At 75.0% G+C, this 24,065-nt stretch carries 22 protein-coding genes; 10 read left to right on the top strand and 12 right to left on the bottom strand.

Going from position 1 to position 24,065, the window contains the following annotated elements:
• Window positions 1-52: 52 nt before the first annotated feature.
• Window positions 53-643: a M48 family metallopeptidase gene (locus LBW97_RS15375; RefSeq protein WP_224500235.1), complete on the bottom strand. Its 591-nt coding sequence runs from the start codon at window positions 641-643 to the stop codon at window positions 53-55.
• Between the two features lie 421 nt (window positions 644-1,064).
• Here LBW97_RS15375 and LBW97_RS15370 point away from each other — a divergent pair, with 421 nt between their 5' ends.
• The 3 genes from LBW97_RS15370 (at window position 1,065) to LBW97_RS15360 (ending at window position 3,847) form a co-directional block, all read left to right on the top strand.
• Entirely contained in the window at window positions 1,065-1,217 is a 153-nt protein-coding gene (locus tag LBW97_RS15370) for a DUF5679 domain-containing protein (RefSeq protein ID WP_012950213.1), read from the top strand.
• Between the two features lie 126 nt (window positions 1,218-1,343).
• Window positions 1,344-2,528, top strand: coding sequence for a ThiF family adenylyltransferase (locus LBW97_RS15365; RefSeq protein ID WP_224500234.1), 1,185 nt, complete (start codon window positions 1,344-1,346; stop codon window positions 2,526-2,528).
• Window positions 2,525-3,847: an AarF/ABC1/UbiB kinase family protein gene (locus LBW97_RS15360; protein ID WP_224500233.1), complete on the top strand. Its 1,323-nt coding sequence runs from the start codon at window positions 2,525-2,527 to the stop codon at window positions 3,845-3,847. Before LBW97_RS15365 ends, LBW97_RS15360 begins: the two co-directional genes overlap by 4 nt.
• A gap of 54 nt (window positions 3,848-3,901) precedes the next feature.
• Here the strand turns inward: LBW97_RS15360 and LBW97_RS15355 are convergent, their stop codons facing one another.
• The 4 genes from LBW97_RS15355 to LBW97_RS15340 all read right to left on the bottom strand — a co-directional run bounded on the left by LBW97_RS15355 (window position 3,902) and on the right by LBW97_RS15340 (window position 7,033).
• Entirely contained in the window at window positions 3,902-4,063 is a 162-nt protein-coding gene (locus tag LBW97_RS15355) for a hypothetical protein (protein WP_224500232.1), read from the bottom strand.
• 50 nt (window positions 4,064-4,113) lie between these two features.
• Window positions 4,114-4,458: a WhiB family transcriptional regulator gene (locus tag LBW97_RS15350; RefSeq protein ID WP_374490072.1), complete on the bottom strand. Its 345-nt coding sequence runs from the start codon at window positions 4,456-4,458 to the stop codon at window positions 4,114-4,116.
• Between the two features lie 139 nt (window positions 4,459-4,597).
• Complete coding sequence (locus LBW97_RS15345; protein ID WP_224500231.1) at window positions 4,598-4,837, bottom strand: hypothetical protein; 240 nt, start codon at window positions 4,835-4,837, stop codon at window positions 4,598-4,600.
• 201 nt (window positions 4,838-5,038) lie between these two features.
• Entirely contained in the window at window positions 5,039-7,033 is a 1,995-nt protein-coding gene (locus tag LBW97_RS15340) for an ATP-dependent helicase (protein ID WP_224500230.1), read from the bottom strand.
• A 175-nt stretch (window positions 7,034-7,208) separates the two neighbouring features.
• On the opposite strand from LBW97_RS15340, the gene LBW97_RS15335 reads away from it, so the two are divergent.
• The 3 genes from LBW97_RS15335 (at window position 7,209) to LBW97_RS15325 (ending at window position 8,745) form a co-directional block, all read left to right on the top strand.
• Complete coding sequence (locus LBW97_RS15335; protein ID WP_224500229.1) at window positions 7,209-7,475, top strand: mycoredoxin; 267 nt, start codon at window positions 7,209-7,211, stop codon at window positions 7,473-7,475.
• Between the two features lie 125 nt (window positions 7,476-7,600).
• Window positions 7,601-8,098: an ANTAR domain-containing protein gene (locus tag LBW97_RS15330; protein ID WP_224500228.1), complete on the top strand. Its 498-nt coding sequence runs from the start codon at window positions 7,601-7,603 to the stop codon at window positions 8,096-8,098.
• A gap of 182 nt (window positions 8,099-8,280) precedes the next feature.
• Complete coding sequence (locus tag LBW97_RS15325; RefSeq protein ID WP_224500227.1) at window positions 8,281-8,745, top strand: uridine kinase; 465 nt, start codon at window positions 8,281-8,283, stop codon at window positions 8,743-8,745.
• Here LBW97_RS15325 and nudC read toward each other — a convergent pair.
• The 4 genes from nudC to LBW97_RS15305 form a co-directional block, all read right to left on the bottom strand.
• A complete protein-coding gene (gene nudC, locus LBW97_RS15320) occupies window positions 8,742-9,623 on the bottom strand; it encodes an NAD(+) diphosphatase (protein WP_224500226.1) in 882 nt (293 codons plus the stop codon). The two genes, LBW97_RS15325 and nudC, sit on opposite strands and share 4 nt — an antisense overlap.
• On the bottom strand, window positions 9,620-10,981 hold the full coding sequence (locus tag LBW97_RS15315) for a pitrilysin family protein (RefSeq protein ID WP_224500225.1): 1,362 nt from the start codon (window positions 10,979-10,981) through the stop codon (window positions 9,620-9,622). Before LBW97_RS15315 ends, nudC begins: the two co-directional genes overlap by 4 nt.
• The gene (locus tag LBW97_RS15310; RefSeq protein WP_224500224.1) at window positions 10,978-12,288 is read right to left on the bottom strand and encodes a pitrilysin family protein; all 1,311 of its coding nucleotides are present in this window, start codon (window positions 12,286-12,288) and stop codon (window positions 10,978-10,980) included. The genes LBW97_RS15315 and LBW97_RS15310 overlap by 4 nt, the downstream gene beginning before the upstream one ends.
• A gap of 243 nt (window positions 12,289-12,531) precedes the next feature.
• Entirely contained in the window at window positions 12,532-13,416 is an 885-nt protein-coding gene (locus tag LBW97_RS15305) for a DUF2510 domain-containing protein (protein WP_224500223.1), read from the bottom strand.
• Between the two features lie 50 nt (window positions 13,417-13,466).
• On the opposite strand from LBW97_RS15305, the gene LBW97_RS15300 reads away from it, so the two are divergent.
• A complete protein-coding gene (locus tag LBW97_RS15300) occupies window positions 13,467-14,237 on the top strand; it encodes a putative protein N(5)-glutamine methyltransferase (RefSeq protein ID WP_224500222.1) in 771 nt (256 codons plus the stop codon).
• Here LBW97_RS15300 and LBW97_RS15295 read toward each other — a convergent pair.
• Window positions 14,234-15,640, bottom strand: a complete 1,407-nt coding sequence (locus LBW97_RS15295; protein ID WP_224500221.1) for a dipeptidase — start codon at window positions 15,638-15,640, stop codon at window positions 14,234-14,236. The two genes, LBW97_RS15300 and LBW97_RS15295, sit on opposite strands and share 4 nt — an antisense overlap.
• Before the next feature lie 56 nt (window positions 15,641-15,696).
• Between LBW97_RS15295 and LBW97_RS15290 the strand changes: the two genes are divergently transcribed.
• The 3 genes from LBW97_RS15290 to LBW97_RS15280 are packed head-to-tail and all read left to right on the top strand — an operon-like array spanning window position 15,697 to window position 17,497.
• Window positions 15,697-16,551, top strand: a complete 855-nt coding sequence (locus tag LBW97_RS15290; protein WP_224500220.1) for an alpha/beta fold hydrolase — start codon at window positions 15,697-15,699, stop codon at window positions 16,549-16,551.
• On the top strand, window positions 16,548-17,006 hold the full coding sequence (locus LBW97_RS15285) for a hypothetical protein (protein WP_224500219.1): 459 nt from the start codon (window positions 16,548-16,550) through the stop codon (window positions 17,004-17,006). The genes LBW97_RS15290 and LBW97_RS15285 overlap by 4 nt, the downstream gene beginning before the upstream one ends.
• Before the next feature lie 17 nt (window positions 17,007-17,023).
• Window positions 17,024-17,497 carry a GNAT family N-acetyltransferase gene (locus LBW97_RS15280; protein WP_308010483.1) on the top strand — a complete coding sequence of 158 codons (474 nt, stop codon included), beginning with the start codon at window positions 17,024-17,026 and terminating at the stop codon, window positions 17,495-17,497.
• A 36-nt stretch (window positions 17,498-17,533) separates the two neighbouring features.
• Here LBW97_RS15280 and LBW97_RS15275 read toward each other — a convergent pair whose 3' ends face one another.
• Together LBW97_RS15275 and LBW97_RS15270 are read right to left on the bottom strand one after the other, a co-directional pair.
• Window positions 17,534-20,875, bottom strand: coding sequence for an ATP-dependent DNA helicase (locus LBW97_RS15275; RefSeq protein WP_224500218.1), 3,342 nt, complete (start codon window positions 20,873-20,875; stop codon window positions 17,534-17,536).
• Window positions 20,872-24,054, bottom strand: coding sequence for an ATP-dependent DNA helicase (locus LBW97_RS15270; protein WP_224500217.1), 3,183 nt, complete (start codon window positions 24,052-24,054; stop codon window positions 20,872-20,874). Before LBW97_RS15270 ends, LBW97_RS15275 begins: the two co-directional genes overlap by 4 nt.
• Between the last annotated feature and the right edge of the window lie 11 nt (window positions 24,055-24,065).

The following is a 24,065-nucleotide window of genomic DNA, read 5'->3' as shown; positions in this document are numbered from 1 at the left end:
CTGCAGGCCCCGCCGCGAGCGTGCGAGCGGTGGGGGGCAGGAGGGTCCTTCCTCAGTCGACGAGGTCGGCCCTGGGCTCGAGGTTCGCGGCGCCCGCGGTGGCGGCGAGCTCGACGCCCTCGAGGAACCCCCGCGCCCGCTCGGCGCGGGGGTAGCGGGCCACCAGGGCCCAGAAGCGCTCGTCGTGGCTGGGTTCCAGCAGGTGCACCAGTTCGTGCACGAGGACGTAGTCCACGACGTAGTCCGGCATCGACTGCAGGCGACTGGACAGCCGGATCGTCCGGTCGGCCGGGGTGCACGACCCCCAGCGGCGGTGCTGGTTCTCCACCCACCGGACGCTGGCGGGGTCCGCCAGCCCGTCCAGGTGCGCGGCCGACAGCGTCCGTGCCCGGGCCAGGAGCTCGCCGTCCCCGCCGAGTGAGCGCTTGCGCCGCTCCTCCCGGGCGCGCAGCTTGGCCACCATCTGCGCGACCCAGCGCTGTTCCTCTGCCGGGCTGAAGGCCGCAGGGATGAGGACGACGGTGCGCCCCATCTCGCGATATGCGGTGACGGTGCGCCGTCGGCGGGGGCTGCGCCGGACCTCCACGACGTCGTCGTCCGCCGGATCGGGCACGGCGGCGGCGTCGGGACGGGTTACGGGCACGGAGGCACCGTAAGACACGGATCGGGAATGGCGCCTGCGCACGGGCACCCACTCGGGTGCAGGTCGCACGGACGGTGGACATGGCGGCCGCTCCACTCGGTGACGAGGTCGCCCGCTGTATGCCGTCCACACCCGGTCGAGGGCATCTCCGCAGGTCGGACGGCTGCGCCCGGTCGCGCACCGCGACGCGTCCCCTGCCCGTCCCCTGGGCGCGCACAGGGACACGCCTGCGCGTCCCCAGTGCATCCACAGGTCTGTCCACAGCTGTGGGTGACGCTGTGCGACGAGCCCTCCCGGCGGGGGGCCCGAGCCGTCGCCGGCACCGGCCGCCGACGGGGTCGGGCCGGGCGTTCGGGGGTAGCGTCCTCGCGCAACGGCACCCGGCGTGCGAGCCGGGAGGCCCCGGAGACGAGGAGATCCCGTGGCGGAGAGCTACAACGGCTACTGCGTGAAGTGCAAGGAGAAGCGCGACTTCGACGGCGAGGTCAAGGTCAGCGAGTCCGGCCGCCGGATGGCCCAGGGCACGTGCCCGGTCTGCGGGACGAAGATGAACCGGATCCTCGGCAAGGCCTGAAACAACCTTCCCGCCCGGCCAGGGCGGTCGCGAACGGCGGTGTCCCCTCCCGGGACGCCGCCGTTCGCCGTCGGGGCCTGTGGAGAACGACAGCGGGAGCAGGCCGCGGACTGCCACCCTGCCCCGGTGAGCGACAGCGTCCATCCCCTCCTTCCCGCCGCGACGCCTCTCCTGCGGGGTGACGACGGCACCGTGCAGGTCGGCGGGGTCGACTCCACCGACGGTCTGCTGCTCGATCCCGTCCCCGGACTGCCGCGGCTGCTGAGAGCGCTGGACGGCCGGCGCTCCCACCGGAGGGTGCGAGCCGAGGCCGCGCGGAACGGCATGGACCCGCACCTGGTCGACGCCGCCCTGGCGGCGCTGCGCAGCACCGGTCTGCTGACCGATCTCGACCCCGCGGACCTCCTGGCCAGCGGGGCCGGGCCGGCGGCGTCCGCGCGGGCCGTCGTCGAGCTGCCGTCCGCCACGCAGTCCCCCGGCTCGGCGGTGTGGCGGGCACGCGGGCTGTCCGCGGTGGTCGTCGAGGGCGCCACGCGGGTCGGCACACCGCTGGCCTCGATGCTGGCGGCCAGCGGGGTCGGACGGGTGGTCGTGCGCGACTCCGGGCTCGTGCGGGCCGCCGACGCCATCGTGGGCGGACTCACCACCGAGGACGAGGGGCGGCCCCGGTCCCTGGCGGCAGCCGACGCCATCCGGCGGGCCAGCCCGCTGACCGATCTGCGGCCGCTCCCGGCCGGCGTCGCGCCCGATCTCACCGTGCTCACCGGGCCGTGGGCGGCATCGGACCCACTGACGGCGGAGGGATCCGACGGCGGTGCGCAGCTGGTCGCCACCGTCCGCGGGGAGACGGGCGTGGTCGGTCCGCTCGTGGTGCCCGGCGCGACGAGCTGCCTGCGCTGCGGGGACCTGCACCGCCGCGACGCCGACGCCCGCTGGCCGCGCCTGGCCGCCCAGCTGGTGGCGTCCGAACCGCCGCCCAGCGGATCGACGCTCACCTGCCTGCTCACCGCACTGCTGGCCGCCGGCCAGGTCCTGGCCTACCTGGACGACGCGGGAGCGCCGCTCACCCTGGACGCGACGGTCGAGCTGCGGCCGCCCGACCTGCTCCCCCGGGTCCGCCGCTGGCCCGCGCACCCGTCCTGCGGGTGCGGGGCGGCGGCGACCTCCGGGAACCCCGACCCGGTGGTCGTCGCCCCTCCTCCGGGCGCGGAGGTGCCGCCGCAGGGGACAATGGACGGCGAGCGAGTCCAACCCTGCTCCCGGACACGACACGGCGCCGCTCTCCCCGGCGCCGGCGAGGAGGACGTGTGAGTGACGAGCGACCTGTGATGCCGCGAGGACAGGTCGCGCGCACCGCCCGCCTGGCGTCGCTCCCCCTCGGTGCCGCAGGCCGGGCGACCCTCGGACTGGGCAAGCGGCTGTCCGGGCAGTCGGCCGAGGCCGTCAGCGCCGAGCTCCAGGCGCGCACCGCCGAGCAGCTGTTCGCCGTTCTCGGCCAGCTCAAGGGCGGCGCGATGAAGCTCGGGCAGACCCTGTCGGTGTTCGAGGCCGCCGTCCCCGAGGAGATGGCCGCCCCCTACCGCGAGGCGCTGGTCAAGCTGCAGGAGGAGGCGCCGCCGATGCCCGTGCGGACGGTGCATGCCGTCCTCGCCCAGCAGCTCGGCGGCACCTGGCGGCAGCGTTTCCGCGAGTTCGACGACACCCCCGCCGCCGCGGCGAGCATCGGCCAGGTGCACCGCGCGACCTGGCGCGACGGTCGCGACGTGGCGGTGAAGATCCAGTACCCCGGCGCCGGCACGGCGCTCATGGCCGACCTCAACCAGCTGGCCCGGTTCGCCCGGCTGTTCTCCTCGCTCTTCCCGGGCCTGGACGTCAAGCCGCTGATCGCCGAGCTGAAGGCGCGGGTCGCCGAGGAGCTGGACTACGGCCTGGAGGCCGACGCGCAACGGGCGTTCGCCGCGGCCTACGCCGACGATCCGGAGATCGCGGTGCCCCGGGTGGTGGCCAGCGCGCCGAAGGTCGTCGTCTCGGAGTGGATGGAGGGGACGCCGCTCTCCCGGATCATCGCCGACGGCACACGCGAGCAGCGCGACCGCGCCGGGCGCCAGATGGCCGTCCTGCACTTCTCGGGCCCGCAGCGGGCCGGGATGCTGCACGCCGACCCGCACCCCGGGAACTTCCGGCTCATGCCCGACGGCCGGCTGGGCGTCATCGACTTCGGCGCCACCGCCAGGCTCCCTGACGGCCACCCCGAGCCGATCGGCCGGCTGCTGCGCTGGGCGCTGGCCGGCCGGGCGCCCGAGGTGCTCGCCGACCTCCGCTCGGAGGGGTTCGTGCGACCCGGGATGGAGATCGATCCCGAGGGCGTCCTGGACTACCTGCGTCCACTGCTGGAGCCGGTGGCCGAGCCGCACTTCCACTTCACCCGCGCGTGGATGCAGGAGCAGGCCGCCCGCATCGCCGACCCGCGGACCGAGGCCAACCGCCTCGGCCGCCAGCTCAACCTCCCACCGGCCTACCTGCTCATCCACCGGGTGACGATCGGATCGATCGGCGTGCTCTGTCAGCTCGACGCCGACGCGCCCTGGCGCGCCGTGCTCGAGGAGTGGCTCCCCGGCTTCAAGGACTGAGCGATCCTCCGGACCGCCCCCATCGGGGGTGCGGTCCGGAGGATCGCGGTGTGCTCAGACGGCGGCGCTGGCGCGGGCGGCCCGCCGGACCGCCCGCTCGGCGCGACGGGTGGCCCGACGCGCCAGGTAGAGCCGGCGAGCGCGGGCGGCGGCCTGCGCCTCGGCCTGCAGCTCGTGCAGTCTGCTGCGAGCCGTGTCGTACTCGAGAGGGATCATCGCTGGTTCCTTCGCTCTGGTGAGGGACTGCTCGTCTTGTGCTGCGGGGCTCACGCGGCGACCACCTTGCGGGGCCGGCCGCGAGGCCGCTTCCGGGCGATGACCACGCCCCGTTCGAAGATCTCGCCGCCCCAGACGCCCCACGGCTCGGCGCGGTCGAGCGCGCCGGCCAGGCACTGCTGGCGCAACGGGCACGTGCCGCAGAGCCCCTTCGCGCGCTCCAGGTCGGTCGGGCTCTCGGCGAACCACAGTTCGGGGTCCTCCACCCGGCACGGCAGCGGGCGCCGCACCGGGGCCGGTGACAGGGGCGGGCGCGGGTTGAACGGCGTCGGGCCGTTGGTCCGCGGGAGACCGGGTCGGCGGTGGGACGTCGGGCGGTCGATCGTCTGCTGCACTGCCGCTCCTCCTCGTACTCGTCGGGTACGGCCGGCGGGGGTCCGCCGACCGAAGTCGGGGCCGGGCGCCGCGGAGGAAAGAAAAAGGCCGCGGATCCCGGGTTCGGGTTCCGCGGCCTCGAGGAGGACCGGTCGAGCGCTAGCTCTGCGGTCTCCCCGAGGAATGGATCCCGAGGGTGGTGCTGTCGTTCTGGTGCAGGTATGCGGGAGCGAGGAAGCGCTCAGCAGTGGGCCGCTCGCGTCGCGTGCCGACGACGGCAGCGGTGCAGGCCCAGGCGGACAGACCGGTGGCGCCGAACGGGGCGGCCGACGTGCCCATCGCGTTGCCGCCACCCGAGCGGAGGTCAGCGGAGGTGGCGGTCGTGTTCAGGGTGATCATCGAAGTGCCCCTCCCTTCTCTCTCCGCGTTCCGGCCGGTCGGCCGGGCGCATCGGGGCGCAGCTCGTGTGGGTCAGAACCCTAGGGGCCCGGCCGAGATGCGGTCAAACGAATAAACGGACGTCGCCGCAGCAGGCGCGTCGGCCGCCCTTCAGGGGCCCGCGCCGAGCGTGCGAGGCGTTCGAGGAGCGGTGGTCCTGCTTCAGCCGGTGACCGTCGCGAGCACGTCCTCGCCGTACAGCTCGAGCTTCTTGCTGCCCACTCCGGGCAGCCCTGAGAGCTCGCGCAGGTTGGCCGGACGGCTCTCCGCGATCGCCTGGAGGGTGGCGTCGGAGAAGACCACGTACGCCGGCACCGACTGGGTCGCGGCCGCCTGGCTGCGCCAGGCGCGGAGCCGCTCGAACAGCTCACCGGCCTCACCCTCGAGCACGACCTTGACCTTCTTCGCCGGCCGACGGGCGGGCGGGGCGGTGGGTCCGGACTCCGGAGCCAGGCCGGTGAGGAACTGGCTGCGCGGCCGCGCCCGGCGTCCACCCGGGTTCCGGGCCAGCGACCAGGAGAGCGACAGCTGCTCCCGGGCACGGGTGATCGCCACGTAGAGGAGCCTGCGCTCCTCCTCCACCGCCTCGGGCTTGCTCAGCGCCTGGGCGATCGGCAGCACGCCCTCGACCAGGCCGACGACGAAGACGACGTCCCACTCCAGGCCCTTCGCCGCGTGCATCGAGGCGAGCGTGACGCCCTGGACCGTGGGCGCGTGCTGGGCATCGGCGCGCTGGGCCAGGTGGGTGACGAAGCCGGCCAGGTCCAGCGACTGGTTCTCCTCGACCAGGTCGACGGCGAGGTCGACCAGCGCGGCCAGCGACTGCCAGCGGTCCCGCGCCGCTCCTCCGGGCGGTGGCCGGTGCTCGGCCCACCCGGTCGAGGCGAGGACGTCGCGCACCGCGGGCACGAGCATCCCGGGCTCGTTGCCGCCGGCGGCGGCACCCCGGAGGAGCAGCACGGCCTCGCGCACCTCGGGCCGCTCGAAGAACCGCTCCCCGCCCTTGAGCACGTACGGCACCCCGGCGGCGGCCAGCGCGTTCTCGTAGACCTCGGACTGCGCGTTGATGCGGAAGAGGACGGCCATCTCCGCCGCGGGCATCCCCTCGTCGATCAGGGCCCGGCAGCGAGCAGCGACGGCGGCGGCCTCGGCGGGCTCGTCGGGGTACTCGGTGAACCGCGGCTCGGCGCCCGCGGCGCGCTGGCCGAGGAGCCGCAGCCCGGGCAGGCCCTTGCGCCGCGGCGCCATGCCGATGAGCTTGTTGGCCAGCCCGACGACCTGCGGGGTCGATCGGTAGTCGCGCTCCAGCTTGACCACGGTGGCGTCGGGATAGCGGTCGGCGAAGCCCAGCAGGTAGTCGGGGTTCGCGCCGGTGAACGAGTAGATCGTCTGGTTGGGGTCGCCGACGACGCAGACGTCGGCGCGGCCACCCAGCCAGGCGTCGAGCAGCCGCTGCTGCAGCGGGTTCACGTCCTGGTACTCGTCGACGACGAAGTGCCGGTACTGGGCGCGGACCTGCCGGGCGACGTCCTGGTGCTCCTCGATGGCGAAAGCGGTGACCAGGAGCAGGTCCTCGAAGTCCAGTGCGCCGTCGCGCTGCTTGGCCGACTCGTAGCTGGCGTAGACCGCGGCCACCGCGGCCGGCTCGAACGGCGTCTCCCGGCCGGCCGCCTTGGCCCGGGCCGGGTAGTCCTCCGGCGTCGCCAGCGTCGTCTTGGCCCACTCGATCTCGCTGGCGAGGTCGCGCAGGCTGGTGCGATCGGTGGTGAGCCGGTTGCGGGTGGCCGCCGAGGCGACGACGCGCAGCTTGTTCTCGATGAGCGGGGGCATCGGGCCGCCCAGCACTCGGGGCGCGAAGTAGCGGAGCTGCCGCATGGCGGCGGCGTGGAAGGTGCGCGCCTGCACTCCGCCGACTCCCAGGCCCGCCAGCCGGGTGCGGAGCTCGCCGGCCGCCCGGGCGGTGAAGGTCACCGCCAGCACCTGCTCGGCGACGTAGTTCCCGGTGTGCACGCCGTAGGCGATCCGGTGGGTGATGGTGCGGGTCTTCCCCGTTCCGGCACCGGCGAGGATGCAGACCGGGCCCGACACCGCCTGCGCCGCCTCGCGCTGCTCGTCGTCGAGACCGCTGATCACGGTCTCCGCCTCTGCCTGCGACATCGTCGCCGTTCCTCCCCGCTCGCACGTCCCCGACCTGACGGGTCCGTGCCGATCCTCCCAGTCCGTGCCGACAGGCTGCGGGAAGCATCCCCAGGGAACGGACGTTCTGGATCTTCAGCACGCCACCCCGGTACGGGGCTGGACCCGCTCGGCACGAACAGGGAGACTCCCCGCGATGACCACGACCCCCGGCGCCCCCGTGACGATGTACACCACCTCGTGGTGTGGCTACTGCGTGCGGCTGAAGAAGATGATGCAGCGCGACGGCATCGACTACGCCGAGGTCAACATCGAGGAAGACGCCTCGGCGGCCGACCTGGTCATGCAGGCCAACGGCGGGAACCGCACGGTCCCCACGCTGATCTTCCGGGACGGCAGCGCTCTGACCAACCCGAGCATCGACCAGGTCAAGGCCCAGCTCGCGCAGCTCCCGGAGGCATGACACCCGTGGTCCCCGGTCCCCGGCCCTCCGACGAGATCGACGGTTCCGCGTCCTTCGGCGCGGACCCGGCCCCGGCCGTTGACCACCCCCGTGTCGCCCTCGCCCGTACCCGGCGGGGATGGACCGTGATCCCGGTCTCCGCACCGGTGAGCGGTGAACTCGTCGCCGACGTCGTCGAGGGCATGACGCTGGCAGACCTCGTCGCCGAAGCGGTCGGTGGCCTTCCCGAGCCCGACCGCGACACCCGCCGGTCCGCCCGCGGGCCGGCCGGGCCGGCGGCGGATGCCGACCCCGTGGACGCGCGCATCGCCGCGCTCGAGCGCACCATCGCCCAGCTGGAGCACGCGCTGGCCGCCCGGGTCTCCACCGAGCGGGCCATCGGCGTGCTGGCCGAGCGGGACGGCTCCAGCCCCCGGACCGCCTTCGAGGAGCTGCGTCGCCAGGCCCGGACCCAGGGCCGGCCGGTCGTCGAGCTCGCCCGCGAGGTGCTCGACGGGCTGGCCACCGATCCGGCGCCGCAGGCGGTCGCGGCGGCCCTCGCCTCGCCGGGCGTCGCCAGCGCTCTCGTGCCGCGGCCGCAACCGGCCGTCCGGAGCGCCGTCATCGCGGACGGCCGGTCCTGACCCGACCGGAACCGCTCTCCCCCGACGCCCTCGCCGACCGCCTGGCCACCCTGCTGGCGGACACCTCGCCCGAGCCGGGTGCCGTCGCTCTCCGCGTCGCCGTCGACGGCCCGGAGGTCGCCCGGCCGGAGCAGCTGGCGGAGTCGATCGCCGACCGGCTGCCGGCGCTGGGCCGCAGCGCCGTGGTCGTCCCCGCGGACGGCTTCTACCGGCCGGCGTCGCTGCGCCTGGAGCACGGCCGCACCGATCCGGACGCCCGCTACACCGACTGGCTGGACGGGAACGCGCTCAGCCGGGAGGTGCTCGGCCCGCTGGGTCCCGGTGGCAGCGGGGAGTACCTGCCGGTGCTGTGGGACCTCGCGCGCGACCGGGCCGCCCGCGCGCCCCGGCAGCCTGCACCACCCGGAGCGGTGGTGCTGGTCCCCGGCGCGCTGCTGCAGGGCGTGGGGCTCGCGCTGGACGTCGTCGTGCACCTGCGCATGTCGCCCGCCGCGCGCCGCAGGCGGACGCCGGCCGACGAGCAGTGGGCGCTGCCCGCCTTCGACCGCTACGACGACGAGGTCGACCCGGCCGCGCTGGCCGACGCCGTCGTCCTCGCCGACCACCCGGACAAGCCCGCCCTCGTGCTCGGCGGGCGCTGGGCTTAGAGCTCGTCCTTGATCCAGAGGTCGAGGATGTGCCGGGCGATGGAGATCGACGGCGGCACCGCGAGCTGACCGTCGGGGGTGCGCAGCTCGTCGCGGGTGAACCAGCGCGCCTCCTCGATCTCGGTGGGGTCGACCCGGATCTCCTGGGTCGGGTCCGCGCGCGCGACGAAACCGAGCATCAGCGACTGCGGGAACGGCCACGGCTGGCTGGTCACGTACCGGATGTCGGTGATCCGCAGCCCGACCTCCTCCTCGACCTCGCGGGCGACGGCCGCCTCGGCCGACTCCCCCGGCTCGACGAAGCCGGCGAGGATGGAGAACCGCCCGGCCGGCCAGACCGCCTGCCGGCCGAGGACGACGCGGTCGCCGCCGTCGTGGACGAGCATGATCACGGCCGGGTCGGTGCGGGGGAAGAACTCGGTGCCGGTGGTGGGGTCGCGCTGCGTCCAGCCGGCCCGCTCCACGGTCGTCGCCGCGCCGGTCAGCGGTGAGAACCGGTGCCGCTCGTGCCACTCGAGAATGCCGATGGCCTGGGCGAGCAGGCCGGCGTCGAGGTCACCGAGGTCGGCGCCCAGGTCGCGCAGGCCAGCCCAGAGGTCGACCGGGCGCCCGTTCACCGTGAGCGCCCGCTCGCCGCGCACCGCCGCGTACGGGACGCCGTCGGCCTCGCCGAGGAAGACCGCGCCGGTGGGGAGCTCGGGGCGCTCGTCCCACACCAGCTGCGGCCCCGACGGCCCCTCCTGGACCGGCACGGCGCGCTGAGCGTCGACGGTGAGCACCCGGACCGGGCGGCCACCCGTCGGGTCGGGCAGCAGCCGGGCAAGGTGCGCCCGGTCGTGCACCGCCCGCGAGAGCAGCGGCCGCCCGTCGGGAGTCATGCGCCCTCGCCGCTCCCGGTCACGGCGACCGGCGCCAGGGCTGCGAGCTCGGTCGCGATCCGGGCGGCGTCGCCGACCACGACCGCCGTCAGGGCCTCGGGTGCCAGGTGGCGTGCGGCCGCGGCCTGCACCTGCTCGACGGTGACGGCGGCGAGGTCCTGCTGGTGGGTGCGCAGCCAGTCGGCCGGCATCCCGGCCCCGAGCAGCGCGGACATGGTGCTGGCCAGCCCCGCGTGGGTGGCCGTGGAGAGCGCCATGCTGCCGAGGACGTACCGCCGGGCGGCGTCCAGCTCGGCCTCGGTGACCGGGGTGAGCGCGATCCGGCCGAGCTCGTAGAGGGTCTCGAGCAGCGCCGGGCCGGTGACCTCGGTGGCGACGTCGGCGTCCACGAGGAACGACGACGACGCACGCTGGTGCTCGAGGGCGCTGCGCGGGCTGTAGCTGTAGCCCTTCCGCTCGCGGATGTTCTCCACCAGCCGGGAGGAGAAGTACCCGCCGTAGATCATGGCGGCCAGGCGGGTCGCCGGGAGGTCGTCGTCGGTGCGGCGCGGTGCGGAACCGCCGAGACGCAGGTTGGACTGCACGGCCCCCGGCCGGTCGACCACCTGGATGCCGCCCTGGCGCTGCTCGGTGACCGGGGGCGCCTCGACCGCCTTGCCGGTGCCGGTCCAGGCGTCCAGTGCGGCGGCGACGGTCTCGGTCGCGGCCCGCGGGTCGAGGTCACCGACGAGCACCAGGATGCTGCCGGCCGGCAGGACCCGCTCACGGTGCAGCCGGCGCAGAGCCGGTGCGCGGACCGCGGAGACCAGCTCGGCGTCAGGCAGCTGAATGGCGTAGGGGTGCGCTCCGTAGCGGCGGGCGGCCAGTGCCGAGCGGGCGATGGTGCCGGGCTGGGTGCGCGCGATGGCGATCCGCTCGGCCAGCCGGTCCCGCTCCCCCTCGACCTGGTCGGCCGGGTATGCGGCGCCGGTGAGCAGCTCGGCGAGCACGTCGAGGACGGGGCCGAGCCCGCCGGGCAGCAGCGTCGTGGCGAAGAGCAGCCGGTCGGCGTCGGTGGCGACGGAGAGCTCCGCGCCGTGCGTCTGCAGCAGCTGCGCGATCTGGGTCTGGTCGTGCTGCTGGCTGCCCAGCAGCACGGCGCCGGAGAGCACGGCGCCGCGTGCAGTGTGGACGCCGGCGTTGCGTGCGCTCGCAGCGGCGAACGGCACCCGGAGGCGCAGCTCGATCAGCGGCACCCCGGGGCGCGGGACGACGACGACCCGGAGCCCGTTGGGCAGCGTCGTCTCCTCGGCCACCGGGACCGGCTGGGGACGGGGCTCGCCGAGCGGCGGGATCAGCGAGGTCTGGACGTCGGTCATCGGGCGCCTCCGGCGGGTCGCAGCTCGAGCATGGCGACGGTGCCGGGATCCAGTCCCCGGGCGGCTGCCTGCACCGTCCCGGGGGTGACGGCCGCGAGGCGCGCGGCCAGCTCGCCGGCCAGCTCGGCGCGGCCGTGGACGAGTTCGGCCGCGGCGAAGGAGAGCGTGCGGCCGAGGATGGAGTCGGCCTGCTGGAGCAGCTGCGCCTCGATGCGGGCCTGCACCCGGCGCAGCTCGTCGGCGTCGACGCCGTCCTGCGCGATGCGGTCGATCTCCTCGTGCACCGCGGCGGTGACCCGCTCGGCCGGCACGCCGGCCGGATGGTGCACCTGGGTGGTGAGCAGCGTGGCGTCGCGGACGTCGAACGGGTCGCCGAACATGCCGACGTAGCTGCTCTGCGCGATCGCGGTGCGGTCGCCGTGGATCAGCCGGCGCTCCAGCCGGGACGCGTCGCCCTCGCTGAGCACCTCGGCCAGCAGCACGGTGCCCAGGTAGGTGTCGAAGTCGCCGACGGGGTCGGGCACGCGCCAGCCCAGCGCCAGCGCCGGGGCGGTGGCGAGCCGGTCCTCGACGACGGCGGAGCGCACGCTCGTGGGCGAGGGCTCACCGGTCGGCGGCAGCGGCGGGACGTCGCGCGCCGGCACGGGGCCGAACCAGCGGCGGACGAGCGCCTCGGTCTCGGCGACGTCGAGGTCGCCGCCGATGCACAGCACGGCGTTCCCGGGCGCGTAGTACCGGTGGAAGAAGTCGGTCGCGTCGTCGACGGTGGAGGACTCCAGGTCGACGAAGGAGCCGTAGCCGTCGTGGGTGTTGGCGAAGCTCTCGAACGCGATCTGCGGCAGCTGCAGCCAGGGAAAGGCGCCGTAGGGCCGGTTGAGCACGTTGACCCGGATCTCCTCCTTCACCACGTCGATCTGGTTGCGGAGGTTCTCCTCGGTGATCGCCGGCGCCGCCATGCGGTCGGCCTCGAGGAAGAGAGCGCGCTCGAGCGCCTCGGTGGGCAGCGCCTCGAAGTAGTTCGTGTAGTCCTGGTGAGTCGACCCGTTGAACGTGCCGCCGGCGGCCTGGACCAGCCGGGCGTGCTCCATCTTCGCGACGTTCGCCGACCCCTGGAACATCATGTGCTCGAAGAGGTGGGCGAAGCCGGTCCGCCCTTCGGGTTCGTTGCGCATCCCGACGTCGTAGTAGACGCTCACCGCCACCACCGGCACGCTGCGGTCGGGGGCGAGGACGACCCGCAACCCGTTGTCCAGCGTGAACCGTTCGATCGGGTGCCGCAGGGTCAGTTCCGTACCAGCTGCACTCACACGACCGACACTAACCGCGGGCGGAGACACCCCGCCGTCCGGTCACCGCCTTGATGCCCCGGCCGAGGGGGTGGCCACGGCGGTAGGGGCCGATGCCCAGCGCGGCAGGGGCACGACTACTGGCCGCGGTGTGGACCGGTCGCGGGGCCCGGAGGGTCCCCGACCGGGACACGGGCAGCGGCTCCGCTCAGCCGGGGACGGCCGTTGGCCGCGGTGTCGTCCGGAGGACGACGATGTGCACAGTCACAGCACGTCGACGGCGTCGATCACCCGGTTGATGACGCCGTAGAGCTCGGCGTGGGTGTTCGGGATGGAGATGTAGAGCAGCGCCGGCTCCGGGCGGCCGACGTCGATGAGCAGCAGCGCGGCGCGCTCGCCGGTGGCGTCGTAGCCCTCGACGTCCCAGGTCAGCTGGAACTCGTAGAGGTGGGCGTCGCGGCCGTCGACGGTGCGCGGCTCGTCGCGCAGCACCTCCTGCTCGTTGGGTCCCGGGTAGTAGTTGCCGCGGACGCTGGCGGCCAGCCCGGTCACCGTCGCCTGCAGGTCCGCCGCGCCGCCGTACAGCGGTGAGACCGGTCCCGAGGTGCACTGGGAGATGAAGAGCCCGCCGTCGGGGGTGTCGTCCTGGGTGGTGAAGAACTGGCCCAGGGTCTCCGTCGTCTCGTCCATCCGCCCGAGGGTGAACTCCGACCAGCCCTCGCCGAGGAAGGGATAGGAGATGCCCGCGGCCCGGTCGATGATCCGCACGGTTCCCGGCGGGAAGGTGGGTCCGGCCACCGGTGGATCGGGAAGGGCACCCGAGGACGGCGGGCCGGCGACGCGGTCGGAGTCGCCACCCGACCGCACGGCGAGCACCGTGCCGATCACCGCGGCGATCACGACCACGACCACGACTGCGGCGGTCCACAGCCGGGAACCGCCGGGCGACGGCGCGGACTCCTTCGTCGGCTCGATCGCCGGCTCGGGTCGGGCGGCGGGGGTGCCGGGAGCGCTGCGCACGGCGACGCCCGGCCCGGCGGGCATCATGACGTCGGCCCAGGTACCCCCGTCCCACCAGCGCACCATCCCGGGCGCGCCACTGGGATCGGGGTACCAGCCCGGTGGAGGGGTCTGCCCGGCTCCGGTCACCCCGCCAGCCTAGGGCGTTCCTCGTCCACCCCACCGCCACCGGAGGACCCGTGCCGCCTGCCCGCACCGAGGCCGAGGTCGTCCGCCGGCTGCGCGCCGCCGGCTGCGTCTTCGCGGAGGACGAGGCGCGTCTGCTGACCGACGCCGCGACGACTCCGGACGACCTGGTGGTGCTCGTGGCGCGGCGCGTGGCCGGTGCGCCGCTGGAGGTGCTGCTGGGCTGGGCGGAGTTCTGCGGGCTGCGGATCGCCGTCGCGCCGGGGGTCTTCGTGCCGCGCCGACGGACGGAGGCGCTGGTCGAGGAGGCGGTTCGACTCGCCCGCCCCGGCAGCGTCGTCGTCGACCTCTGCTGCGGGTCGGGCGCCGTCGCCGCCGCGGTCGCCGTCACGGTTCCGGGGATCGAGCTGCACGCGGCCGACGTCGACCCGGCGGCCGTGGCCTGCGCCCGCCGCAACCTGCCCGATGTTTCCGTGCACCAGGGCGACCTCGTCGAGGCCCTGCCCAGGAAGCTCCGCGGGCGGATCGACGTCCTCACCGCGAACGTGCCCTACGTGCCGACGGCGGCTCTCGGCCTCATGCCGCCGGAGGCCCGCGACCACGAGCCGCGGGCCGCCCTGGACGGTGGACCGGACGGGCTCGCGCTCGCCCGCCGGGTCGCGGCCGAAGCCGGCTCCTGGCTCGCTCCCGGCGGCTCGCTGCTCTTCGAGTGCGGCGAGATTCAGGTAGCCGACGCGCTGGAGCTGGTCACCGCGGCCGGCCTTTCCGCCCGGCTGGTCACCGACGACGAGCGGGGCGCCACCGTCGTCGTCGGAACGCTCTAGGACGCCCGGGCGGCCAGCTCGCGCCAGAGGTGCGCGGCGGCCTCGGCACCGCGGTAGAGCATCGGCAGCAGCACCCGCTCGTTCGGCGAGTGGATGCGGTCGGTCGGCAGCCCGGCGCCGAGGAACAGCAGCGGGGCACCGAGCGCCTCGACGATCGCCGCCTCCGGGCCGCTCCCGCCCTCGCGTGTGAACAGCACGTCCGCCGGGTCGCAGTCGAAGGCCTGCCCGATGGCCGCCAGCAGGGCGTCCATGTGCGGGGAGTCCAGGTCGCTGGCGCACGGGGCGACGCCGCCGGGCGGGGTGTGCACCTCGGCCTCGATGCCGGCCGGGACGTTCGCGGCCACCCAGCTCTCGAGCAGCGGGCCGATGTCCTGCGGCTTCTGGTCCGAGACCAGCCGGAAGGTGACCTTGGCGTGCGCCTCGGCCGGGATGATCGTCTTGTGGCCGGGGCCGGTGTAACCGCCCCACATGCCGTTGACCTCCGCGGTCGGGCGGGCGCCGGTGCGCTCCAGGGTGCTGTAGCCGGCCTCGCCGTAGGTGGCCCGCGAGGCGGCCGGCCCGGCCAGCCACGCCTGCTCGTCGAACGGCACCCGGCTCATCAGCTCGCGCTCCCGATCGCTCAGCGGGAGCACCTTGTCGTAGAAGCCGGGGATGGTCACTCGGCCCTGGTCGTCGTGCAGCTTCGCGAGCAGCTCGGCCATCGCGTGCAGCGGGTTGGGAACCGCGCCGCCGAAGGAACCCGAGTGCAGGTCGACGGCGGGTCCGCGCAGGGTGATCTCGGCGTCGGCCAGCCCGCGCATCGCCGTCACGGCGCTGGGCACGTCAGGTGCCGCCATGCCGGTGTCGCTGACGACGACGACGTCGCAGGCCAGGCGGTCGCGCTTCTCCTCGAGCAGCGCCTCGAAGTGCGGCGAGCCCGACTCCTCCTCGCCCTCGATGATCAGCTTCACGGTGACGGCGGGGGTGGCGCGGCCGGTGGCGGCGAGGTGTGCGCGGATGCCGAGGAGGTGGAACGCGACGTTGCCCTTGTCGTCGATGGCGCCGCGGGCGTGCAGCTCGGGGCCGTCCGGGCCCTCGACGCGGGTCGGCTGGAACGGCGGGCGGTCCCAGAGCTCCAGCGGATCGACCGGCTGCACGTCGTGGTGGCCGTAGACGAGGGCGACCGGAGCTCCGGCGTCGGCGCTCGGCCACTCGGCGAAGACGGCCGGGGCGCCGGCGGTCGGCCAGATCTCCACGGTCGGGAAGCCGGTGCGGCGCAGCGCCTCGGCGAGCCACTCGGCGCTCGCGGCGACGTCGCCGGCGTGCGCCGGGTCCGCGGAGATCGACGGGATCCGCAGCCACGCGTCGAGGTCGGCGTGCAGGTCCTCGAGGTGGGCGGTGACGTACTCGCGCTCGCTGGTCACGGGCTCGACGGTAGTGCTGCCAGCGCGCGGACCTGCTCCCGGCTAGCGTCCAGGGCATGCCCGGAGAGCTGCTGCGGACCGATGTCGGCGACCTGACCTTCGACGTGCGCGTCGACGGACCCGAGGACGGGCGGCCGGTGCTGCTGCTGCACGGCTTCCCCGAGACCTCCGCGTCGTGGGCCGCGGTCTCCCCGCTGCTCACCCAGGCGGGGCTGCGCACCTACGCGCCCGACCAGCTGGGCTACTCCCCCGGCGCGCGACCGGCCGACGTCGACGCCTACGCGATGCAGAACCTGGCCCAGGTGACGGCGGACCTGATGACCGCCCTGGAGATCCCGGTGGCCGACGTCGTCGGCCACGACTGGGGCGCGAACGTCGCCTGGACGATGGCCGCCTGGCACCCCGACCGGGTCCGTTCGCTCACCGCGGTCTCGGTGCCGCACCCCGCCGCGTACACGGCCGCCTTCCGGATCGACCCCGAGCAGAAGGAGCGGTCGGCCTACATCCGGCTCTTCTGGCAGCAGGGCAAGGCCGAGGAGGTGCTGCTCGCCGACGACGCGCGCCGACTGCGCCGCATGCTCCAGGGCGGGCAGCAGGGCGAGACCGGGATCCCGCCCGAGGCGGTCGACGAGTACGTGGCGGTGCTGTCCGCGCCGGGCGCGCTCACCGCGGCGCTGAACTGGTACCGCGCCATGAGCTCCGACATCAAGGTGGACAAGGTCGGGGTGCCCACCACCTACGTGTGGAGCGATGGCGACGTCGCCATCGGCCGCACCGCCGCGGAGGCGTGCGAGGAGTTCGTGACCGGCGACTACCGCTTCGTCGAGCTGCCTGGCGTCACGCACTGGATCCCGGAGCAGGCACCGGAGCAGCTGGCCCGCGCGATCCTGGACCGCGTCGCCACGTCGTGAGCTCGCGGCAGCAGCGGATCCAGGAACTGCTGGAGCGCTTCTGGGTGGCGGCGCTGATCCTCCTCGTCGTCTGCGTCGGTGCCGGCGTCCTCTCGTCGATGAGCGACTGGGACTACTGGAACCAGCCCGAGACCGAGGTGACGGTGACCGAGGTGGTGACCGTGGACGCCGACGACGCCGGCCTCGGTCGCTCCTGCCGCAACCCTTCGGAGCTCGTCGTGGTCGACGGCGACGGGCGGACAGGGACCTTGTACGACTGCCCGAGCACCCTCTACGACGGCGACACGGACCTGGCCCGCTGGCATCCCGAGGAGGACCGGGCACGCAACGACGTCGTCATGCCGGGGGCCCTCGTGGCGATCTGTGCCGGCATCTACGCGTTCCTCCTGCTGATCCTGTCCGGCGTGTTCTGGGCCCAGCGGCGCAGCCGGCGGGCCGAGAAGACGGGTCGGTGACGGCGGTGGAGCTCCGGGTGCCCACGAACGCCGACGCCGACCCGTGGTTCGAGCTGTTCGACGACGCCGAGGTCATGCGGTTCGTCGGCTCGGGCGAGGTACGGGACCGGGAGTACTACGCGGGTCTGGTCCACGGGCAGCAGGAGCTGGCCGAGCGCACGGGGCTGTGCCTGTTCAGCGTGGTCAGCGACGGCGAGGTGGCCGGTTTCGCCGGCATCCTTCCCTGGAGCCACCCCTGGGGGCCGACCGGCTCGCTCGAGGCCGGCTGGCGGCTGGGCCGCCGGTTCTGGGGCCGCGGGCTCGCGACGGCCGCCGCCCGGATCGCGGTGGATCTGGCTCGCGAGCGCGGGATCGAGCGGCTCGTCTCGATGATCCACGCGGACAACGCCGCCTCGGTCGCGGTGGCGCAGAGACTCGGCATGACGCCGTCGGCGCTGCACCGCTCGCCCGCCGGCGCCCCCGTGCGCGAGTTCGGGCTACTCCTCGACTGAGCGACGTGTCGACGAGTCTCCAGGTCGACTCGCCACCTACGCCTCGGTGCCGCTCACGAGGGCGAGCAGGCCGGACTCGTCGAGCAGGTCGACCGGCCGGATCGTCTCCTTCGCGGCGACGTGGTGGAACCCGGCGCTCACCCGCTCGACGGGCACCCCGGTCAGCCGCGCCCAGCCCAGCCGGTAGGCGGCCAGCTGCACCGACGCGGCGGCCAGCTCGCTCGCGGTGGGCGGCGGCCCGGTCTTCCAGTCGATGACCTCGAAGCCGCCGTCCTCCCGCTGGAACACCGCGTCGATCCGGCCGCGCAGGGTGAGCGCACCCAGCGGCGTCTCGAACGGCACCTCGACCTCGATCGGCTGCCGCTCCGCCCACTCGCTGGCCAGGAAGGCGTCCCGCAGCTCGTCGAGCGCGTCGTCCGGCGCGGCCAGCTCGTCCCCGGAGCCGGGCAGCTCGTCGAGATCGACCAGGCGTGCGGCACCGAACCGCTCCTCGAGCCAGGCGTGGAACGCGGTGCCCCGGCGGGCCTGGGGCGCGGGCGCGGCCGGCATCGGGCGGCGCAGTCGGCGGGCCAGCTCCCCGGGGTCCCGGCGAAGGGTGACCAGCGCCGACACCGACAGGTGCGAGGGCAGTGGCACGTCGACGGTCGTGCTGTCGTGCCGCGCGCGCTCGCGCAGCAGCAGGTCGGCGTCGCGCACCCAGGAGTCGACCAGCTCGTCCTCGCCACCGAGGCTCAGTTCGGGGTCCAGCGGGTGCGGAGCCGCGCCCTCCACCAGCTGGGCGGCGGCGGTCAACGCCCGTCGACGCGGCTCCGAGAGCGGATCGGTCGGCCACACCCCGACCGGCCACTCCTCCAGCGCGGGGTTGATCGCACCGTCCTCCGGCGCCGGCGCCCACTGCACGACGGTGCCGGCACCGGCCTCGCACGTCTCCTTCGCGGTGGTCAGCAGGGACGACGGGCCGCACGGCTTGACGCCGTCGCGCCACCAGCTGCCGGAGCACAGCAGCAGCCGCTTGGCGCGGGTGACGGCGACGTAGCCGAGGCGGATCTCCTCGTCGAGGCCGAAGTCCTTCCAGTCCTGCACGTACTCCTCGAGCGCATTCCGGACCGCCGCCTGGTCGCCGGAACCGGGGACCGGCAGCTTCAGCGCGGGCAGCTCCGCCCGGTCGGTGAGCCGCAGCTCGGCGGGCACGGCTCCCGGGTCCTTGATCCAGGAGTCGCTGGCGTTGCTGCGCGAAGGGAACTGCCCGTCGGTCATCCCGGGCACGGCGACGACGTCCCACTCCAGGCCCTTCGCCGAGTGGCCGGTGAGCAGCTGGACCGCCTCCGGGTTGACCGCCACCTCCCCCGGCTCGAGACCGCGCTCGCGCTGCTCGGCGTCGCGCAGGTAGCCCAGGAACGCCGGCAGCGACGGCAGCTCGGCCAGCTCGGTGAACTCGGCGGCGACGCCGTGCAGCGCATCGAGGTGGGCGCGGGCGCCGGCCGGGCTGACCCCGGGCGCGCTGGCGAGCTCGGTCTCCAGGCCCAGCGTGCGGGCGACCTCGTCGACCAGGTCGGGCAGCGACTCCCCGATCCGTCCGCGCAGGTGGGCGAGCTCGGCACCCAGGTGGCGCAACCGCCGGTAGCCGGTCACCGAGTACTGCTCGGCGTCGCCGAGGTCGTCGAGCGCCTCGACGATGCTGCCGCGCTCCTGGGGCAGCTCGGCGGTCGCCGCGGCAGCCGCTTCCTCGCCCTCGGCCGGTCGGGGCGGGCGGCGGGAGTGCACGAGGGCGCGGGCCCGGGCCTCCACGGCGGCGAGGTCGCGCGGGCCGATCCGCCAGCGGGCGCCGGTCAGCAGCCGCCCCAGGGCGTCACCGGCCGTGGGGTCGACCAGCACCGTGAGCGTGGCGACGACGTCCGAGACCTCGGGAACCTCCAGCAGGCCACCGAGGCCGACCACCTCGACGGGCAGGCCCCGCTCCCGCAGCGCCGCCGCGATGCCGGGCAGCTGCTTGCGGGTGCGCACCAGGACCGCCATCGACGGTGGCCGCCCGTCGGGCTTCGGCTGCACGACGGCGTCGGTGCCGTTCCAGCAGGCGGCGAACCGGTCGGCCAGCGCGGCGGTCTCGTCGGCGACCGTCTCGTACAGCCCGACGGTCACCGAGCCGCGGCCGGCGGTGGGCGCCGGGGCGAGGTCCGGCAACGGTGAGGCCGGTTCGGGGAGCATCCCAGAGACCGCGTTGGCGACGGCGAGCACCGCTTCGTCGTTGCGCCAGCTGGTCGCCAGGGTGAGCCGCTCGGCCGCCCGGCCGGGAAGCCCGGGGAAGGTGCGGTCGAACCGCTCGATGGTGCCGGCCGACGCGCCGCGCCAGCCGTAGATGGACTGGCGGGGGTCGCCCACGGCGAGCACCGGGTGCCCGCTGGCGCCACCGAAGAGCGCCTCGAGCATGCGCAACTGCCCGACGCTGGTGTCCTGGTACTCGTCGAGGAGGACCACCTTCCAGCGCGCCCGCTCACGGCGGCCCACCTCCGGCGAGGAGACGGCGATGCGCGCCGCGTAGGAGACCTGGTCGGCGTAGTCGATGGAGCCGAGCGACTTCTTGCGGGCCTCGAACGCCTCGACCAGCGGCAGCAGCGCCACCCGCGCCTTCTGCCGGGCGAGCATCTCGGTGACCGCGGCGTAGGGGCCCTTCTTCTTCGGGGCGTCCGCGTAGCCGGCGATCTGCGACTCCAGCCGCGCCGTCCAGTTCCGCAGCGCCGCCGAGGTGACGTCGTGCTCACCCATCTCGCCGGCCAGCGCCAGCACGTCCTCGACGGTGGTGAGCAGGGTCAGCGGCACGTCGGACATGTCGCCGGTCCAGGCGGCCACCACCGTGGCCGCCTGCCCCCAGCACATGGCCGGGCCGAGCACGCCCGCGCCGGGCTCCACACCGATCCGCAGCCCGTGCTCGGCGACGAGGGCGGCCGCGTACCCGTGGTAGGTCGAGACCGTGGGCTGGGCGATCGCCAGCCGCTCGCGCAGGTCCTCCTCGGTGTCGGGATGCCGCGCGAGCGCACCCAGGCGCAGCCGGATGCGCTCGTTGAGCTCGCTGGCCGCCTTGCGCGTGAAGGTGAGCCCGAGGATCGCCTCGGGCTCGACGATGCGGTTGGCGACCAGGTAGGAGACCCGCGCGGCCATGGTCTCGGTCTTGCCCGACCCGGCGCCGGCGACGACGACCAGCGGCCGGTCCGCGGGCGCACAGACGACGCCCGCCTGCTCGCCCGACGGCGCGTAGGACAGCCCGCAGCGCTCGGCGACCTCGGCGGGGGTGAGCAGCCGGCGCGCGGCCGGCGTCTCCGCAGCGGCCTCGGCGAGCAAGTCCTCGAAGCTGAGCTGTCCGTCGTCGGGGCGGGGGGTCATCCGGTCACCTGCCGGCCCGGCTCCTGCAGCGGGCAGCTGCGCCGCGCGGGGCAGCGGGAGCAGTGGGAACCGGTGCGCACCTCGAAGGTCCCGGCGCCCATTCCGTCACCCACCTCGGCGACGAGCTGCCCGGCCCAGGTCTCGCCCACCGGCACGTCGCCCGGCAGTGGCTCCTGGTGCTGCTCCTTGGCCTTGGCACCGGTGCCGACCTGCAGCAGGGCCGCTCCGCCGGGCACCGTGCCGTGCTCGGCGAACCCGCCCGCGGCGACCGCCACCTGGTAGGCCGCGAGCTGACCGTGCTCCTCGGTGTTCTTCGCCGCGGTCTTCCCGGTCTTCAGGTCGATGACGACCAGCCGGCCCTCCGAGTCGCGTTCCAGGCGGTCGACCTGCCCGCGGATCCGCGCCCGGCCGACGACGACGTCGACGTTGCCCTCGGCGGCGAGCAGCTCGCGACCGTTGGCGGCGTGCCACTGCAGGAAGCGGTCGAGCATCTCCTGGGCCTGCACGCGCTGCCGCTGGTCGGCCCAGCCGGGACCGAGGTCCAGCTGGTCGAGCTCGGCGTCGAGGACCGCGCGGGCATCGGTCGCCGGCAGCCCCTCGGCGACCTGCTGCGCGACGTCGTGCACCGCGGTGCCGACCGTCCGGGTGGAGTCGGGCGAGGCCTCGGCCCCCACCGCGCCGAGCACCCAGCGCAGCGGGCACTTCTGGAAGGTCTCGATCGCCGATGGCCGCACCCGCACCGGCTCCTCCTCGGGCACCAGCGGGGCGTCGTCGGAGAGCGGGGCCAGCCCCCACCAGCGGGCCGGGGCGGCACCGGCCACCCCCTGGTCGGCGAGCCGGCGGAGCACCGAGGCGGCGGCGGAGCGGCGGGCGGCCGGGGTCTGCGGATCGGTGAGCGCGCGGCGCAGCTCGGCCACGAGCGCGGGCAGGGTGAGCGCGCGCGGCAGCTCGGTGAGCGGGCGCCCCTCCGCCGGTGACGGCGAGACCAGCTCGAGGAAGCGGGACGCGGTCGCGCCTGCGTCGGCACCGTCGAGCGCACCCTCGACCGCGGTCACCACCAGCCGCCGGCGGGCGCGGGTGGCCGCGACGTAGAACAGCCGCCGCTCCTCGGCCAGCGCCAGGGCCCGCCGGTCCGTCCGGGCGCCGTCGATGCCGGCCGCCCTCTCCACGAGCACCTCGGCGCCCAGCAGCGACGTCCGCTCCCGGAGGTCGGGCCATACGCCCTCCTGCACGCCGGAGACGCAGACCACCTCCCACTCCAGGCCCTTGGAGGCGTGCGCGGTGAGCAGCCGGACGGTCTCCCCGGCGACGGCACGGGCGGCCCCGGTGTCACCTGGCAGCTCCTGCGCGGAGAGGTGGTCGACGAAGGCCCGGACGTCGGCCGACGGGAGACGGTCGACGAAGCCGGCAGCGGCGTCGAAGAGTGCGACGACGGCGTCGAGGTCGCGGTCGGCCACCGCACCCTGAGGGCCACCGGCAGCGCTCGCCCGGGCCCACCGGGTGGCCAGGCCGCTCGTCTGCCACATGGCCCACAGCACGTCCTCGGCGGTGCCGTCCAGTGCCAGGGCGATTCGGCCGGCATCCAGCACCGCGGCCACCCGTGCGGCCGGACGCGCGACGTGCTCGGGCAACGCCTCCAGCAGGGCGGGGTCGGTGAGCGCGTCCGCGAGCGGCGCACCGCGCTCGGCGACGTCCACTCCCTGCTTGGCCAGCGCGATCCGGACCGCGCGGCGCAGCCGGCGGAGGTCCAGCACCGTGGCTCCGCCCAGCCCGGAGGCGAGCAGCGCCTCGGCACCGGGCTCGTCGAGGCCGGCGGGCTCCCCGTCCGCGCCGGGCAGCAGTGCGGACAGGCAGTGCAGGAACGGGGCGACGGCTGGCTGTGCGGCCAGCGGCAGGTCGTCGGTGGAGACGGTGACCGGCACCCCGGCCGACGCCAGCGCCCGCCGGAACGGACCGAGGACGGAGGCGGTGCGCACCACGACGGCCATCTCCGACCACGGGACGCCGTCGAGCAGGTGCGCCCGGCGCAGCACGTCGGCGACGTAGGCGGCCTCGACCGCGGCGGAACCGAAGACGTGCACCTCACCCTCCCCCGGCGGGATGCCCTCGCCCGCGGCCAGCCGGCGGTGCTCCCACGGCCCGGGCAGCCCTTCGGCCACCTGCCGGCTGATCCGGAGGAGCTCCGCGCCGGACCGCCGGCAGACCCCCAGGGAGACCCGGCGCGCGGCGCGGCCGTCGGTGTGCCGGAAGCGCTCGGGGAAGTCGACGATGCCGCGGGGCTCGGCGCCGCGGAAGGCGTAGATCGACTGGTCGGGATCGCCGACCGCGACCAGGTTGCCGCCACCCCCCGCGAGCAGCTCGAGCAGCTCGACCTGCGCGGGGTCGGTGTCCTGGTACTCGTCGACGAACAGCCAGCTGGCGCGCTCGCGCTCCTGGCGGAGCAGCTCGGGGTCCTCGCTGAGTTCGAGGATCGCCTGGCGGACGAGCTCGGCGGGGTCGTACCCGGAGGCGTCACCGCGGGAGGCGACCCAGAAGTCGCTGACGTTCTCGTACTGCTGCTGGAACGCCGCGGCGTGCACCCAGTGCTCGTTGCCGGTCTCCCGCCCCCAGCGGGCCAGCTGCTCCGAGTCCACGCCGCGCTCGGTGGCGCGGAGCAGGAGGTCGCGCAGCTCGGCGCGGAAACCCTCGGTGCCCAGTGCCGGGACGAGGTCCTCGGGCCAGCGGACGGTGCCGAGGCCCTCGGCGTCGCCGCGCAGCAGCTCGGCGACGACGGCGTCCTGCTCGGCGGAGGTGAGCAACCGCGGCGGCGGGTCGCCGCGGAGCACCGCGGCCCGGCGCAGCACGCCGTACGCGTAGGAGTGGAAGGTGCGGGCCAACGGCTCGCGGATGGTGCGCGCGACCCGCGAGGTAATGCGGGTGCGCAGCTCCGCGGCGGCCTTGCGGCTGAAGGTCAGGACGAGGATCTGCTCGGGGTCGATCCCGGCGTCGATCCGGGTGGCGACGGCCTCGACGATCGTCGTCGTCTTGCCCGTGCCGGGGCCGGCGAGCACCAGCAGCGGGCCGGCCGGGTGGTCGACGACCGCCTGCTGGGTCGGGTCGAGCACCGGGAGTCCGGTGCGGGCAGGCTCCCCCGCCAGCAGCCGGTAGACCGGACCGCCGTCACCTCCGCGCTGCGCCACCCCTCGATGGA

This window comes from Blastococcus sp. LR1 (assembly GCF_020166105.1).
In the GTDB taxonomy this organism is placed as follows: domain Bacteria; phylum Actinomycetota; class Actinomycetes; order Mycobacteriales; family Geodermatophilaceae; genus Blastococcus.
The sequence above is the reverse complement of the archived record's forward strand: the minus strand, read 5'-3'. Positions and strand labels throughout refer to the sequence as shown.

Excerpts from the sequence above, each read along its gene's own strand:
- LBW97_RS15355 (WP_224500232.1), bottom strand. The coding sequence starts at position 4,063 with ATGATCCCTCTCGAGTACGACACGGCTCGCAGCAGACTGCACGAGCTG.
- LBW97_RS15345 (WP_224500231.1), bottom strand. The coding sequence starts at position 4,837 with ATGATCACCCTGAACACGACCGCCACCTCCGCTGACCTCCGCTCGGGT.
- LBW97_RS15340 (WP_224500230.1), bottom strand. The coding sequence starts at position 7,033 with ATGTCGCAGGCAGAGGCGGAGACCGTGATCAGCGGTCTCGACGACGAG.
- LBW97_RS15335 (WP_224500229.1), top strand. The coding sequence starts at position 7,209 with ATGACCACGACCCCCGGCGCCCCCGTGACGATGTACACCACCTCGTGG.
- nudC (WP_224500226.1), bottom strand. The coding sequence starts at position 9,623 with ATGACTCCCGACGGGCGGCCGCTGCTCTCGCGGGCGGTGCACGACCGG.
- LBW97_RS15315 (WP_224500225.1), bottom strand. The coding sequence starts at position 10,981 with ATGACCGACGTCCAGACCTCGCTGATCCCGCCGCTCGGCGAGCCCCGT.
- LBW97_RS15290 (WP_224500220.1), top strand. The coding sequence starts at position 15,697 with ATGCCCGGAGAGCTGCTGCGGACCGATGTCGGCGACCTGACCTTCGAC.
- LBW97_RS15275 (WP_224500218.1), bottom strand. The coding sequence starts at position 20,875 with ATGACCCCCCGCCCCGACGACGGACAGCTCAGCTTCGAGGACTTGCTC.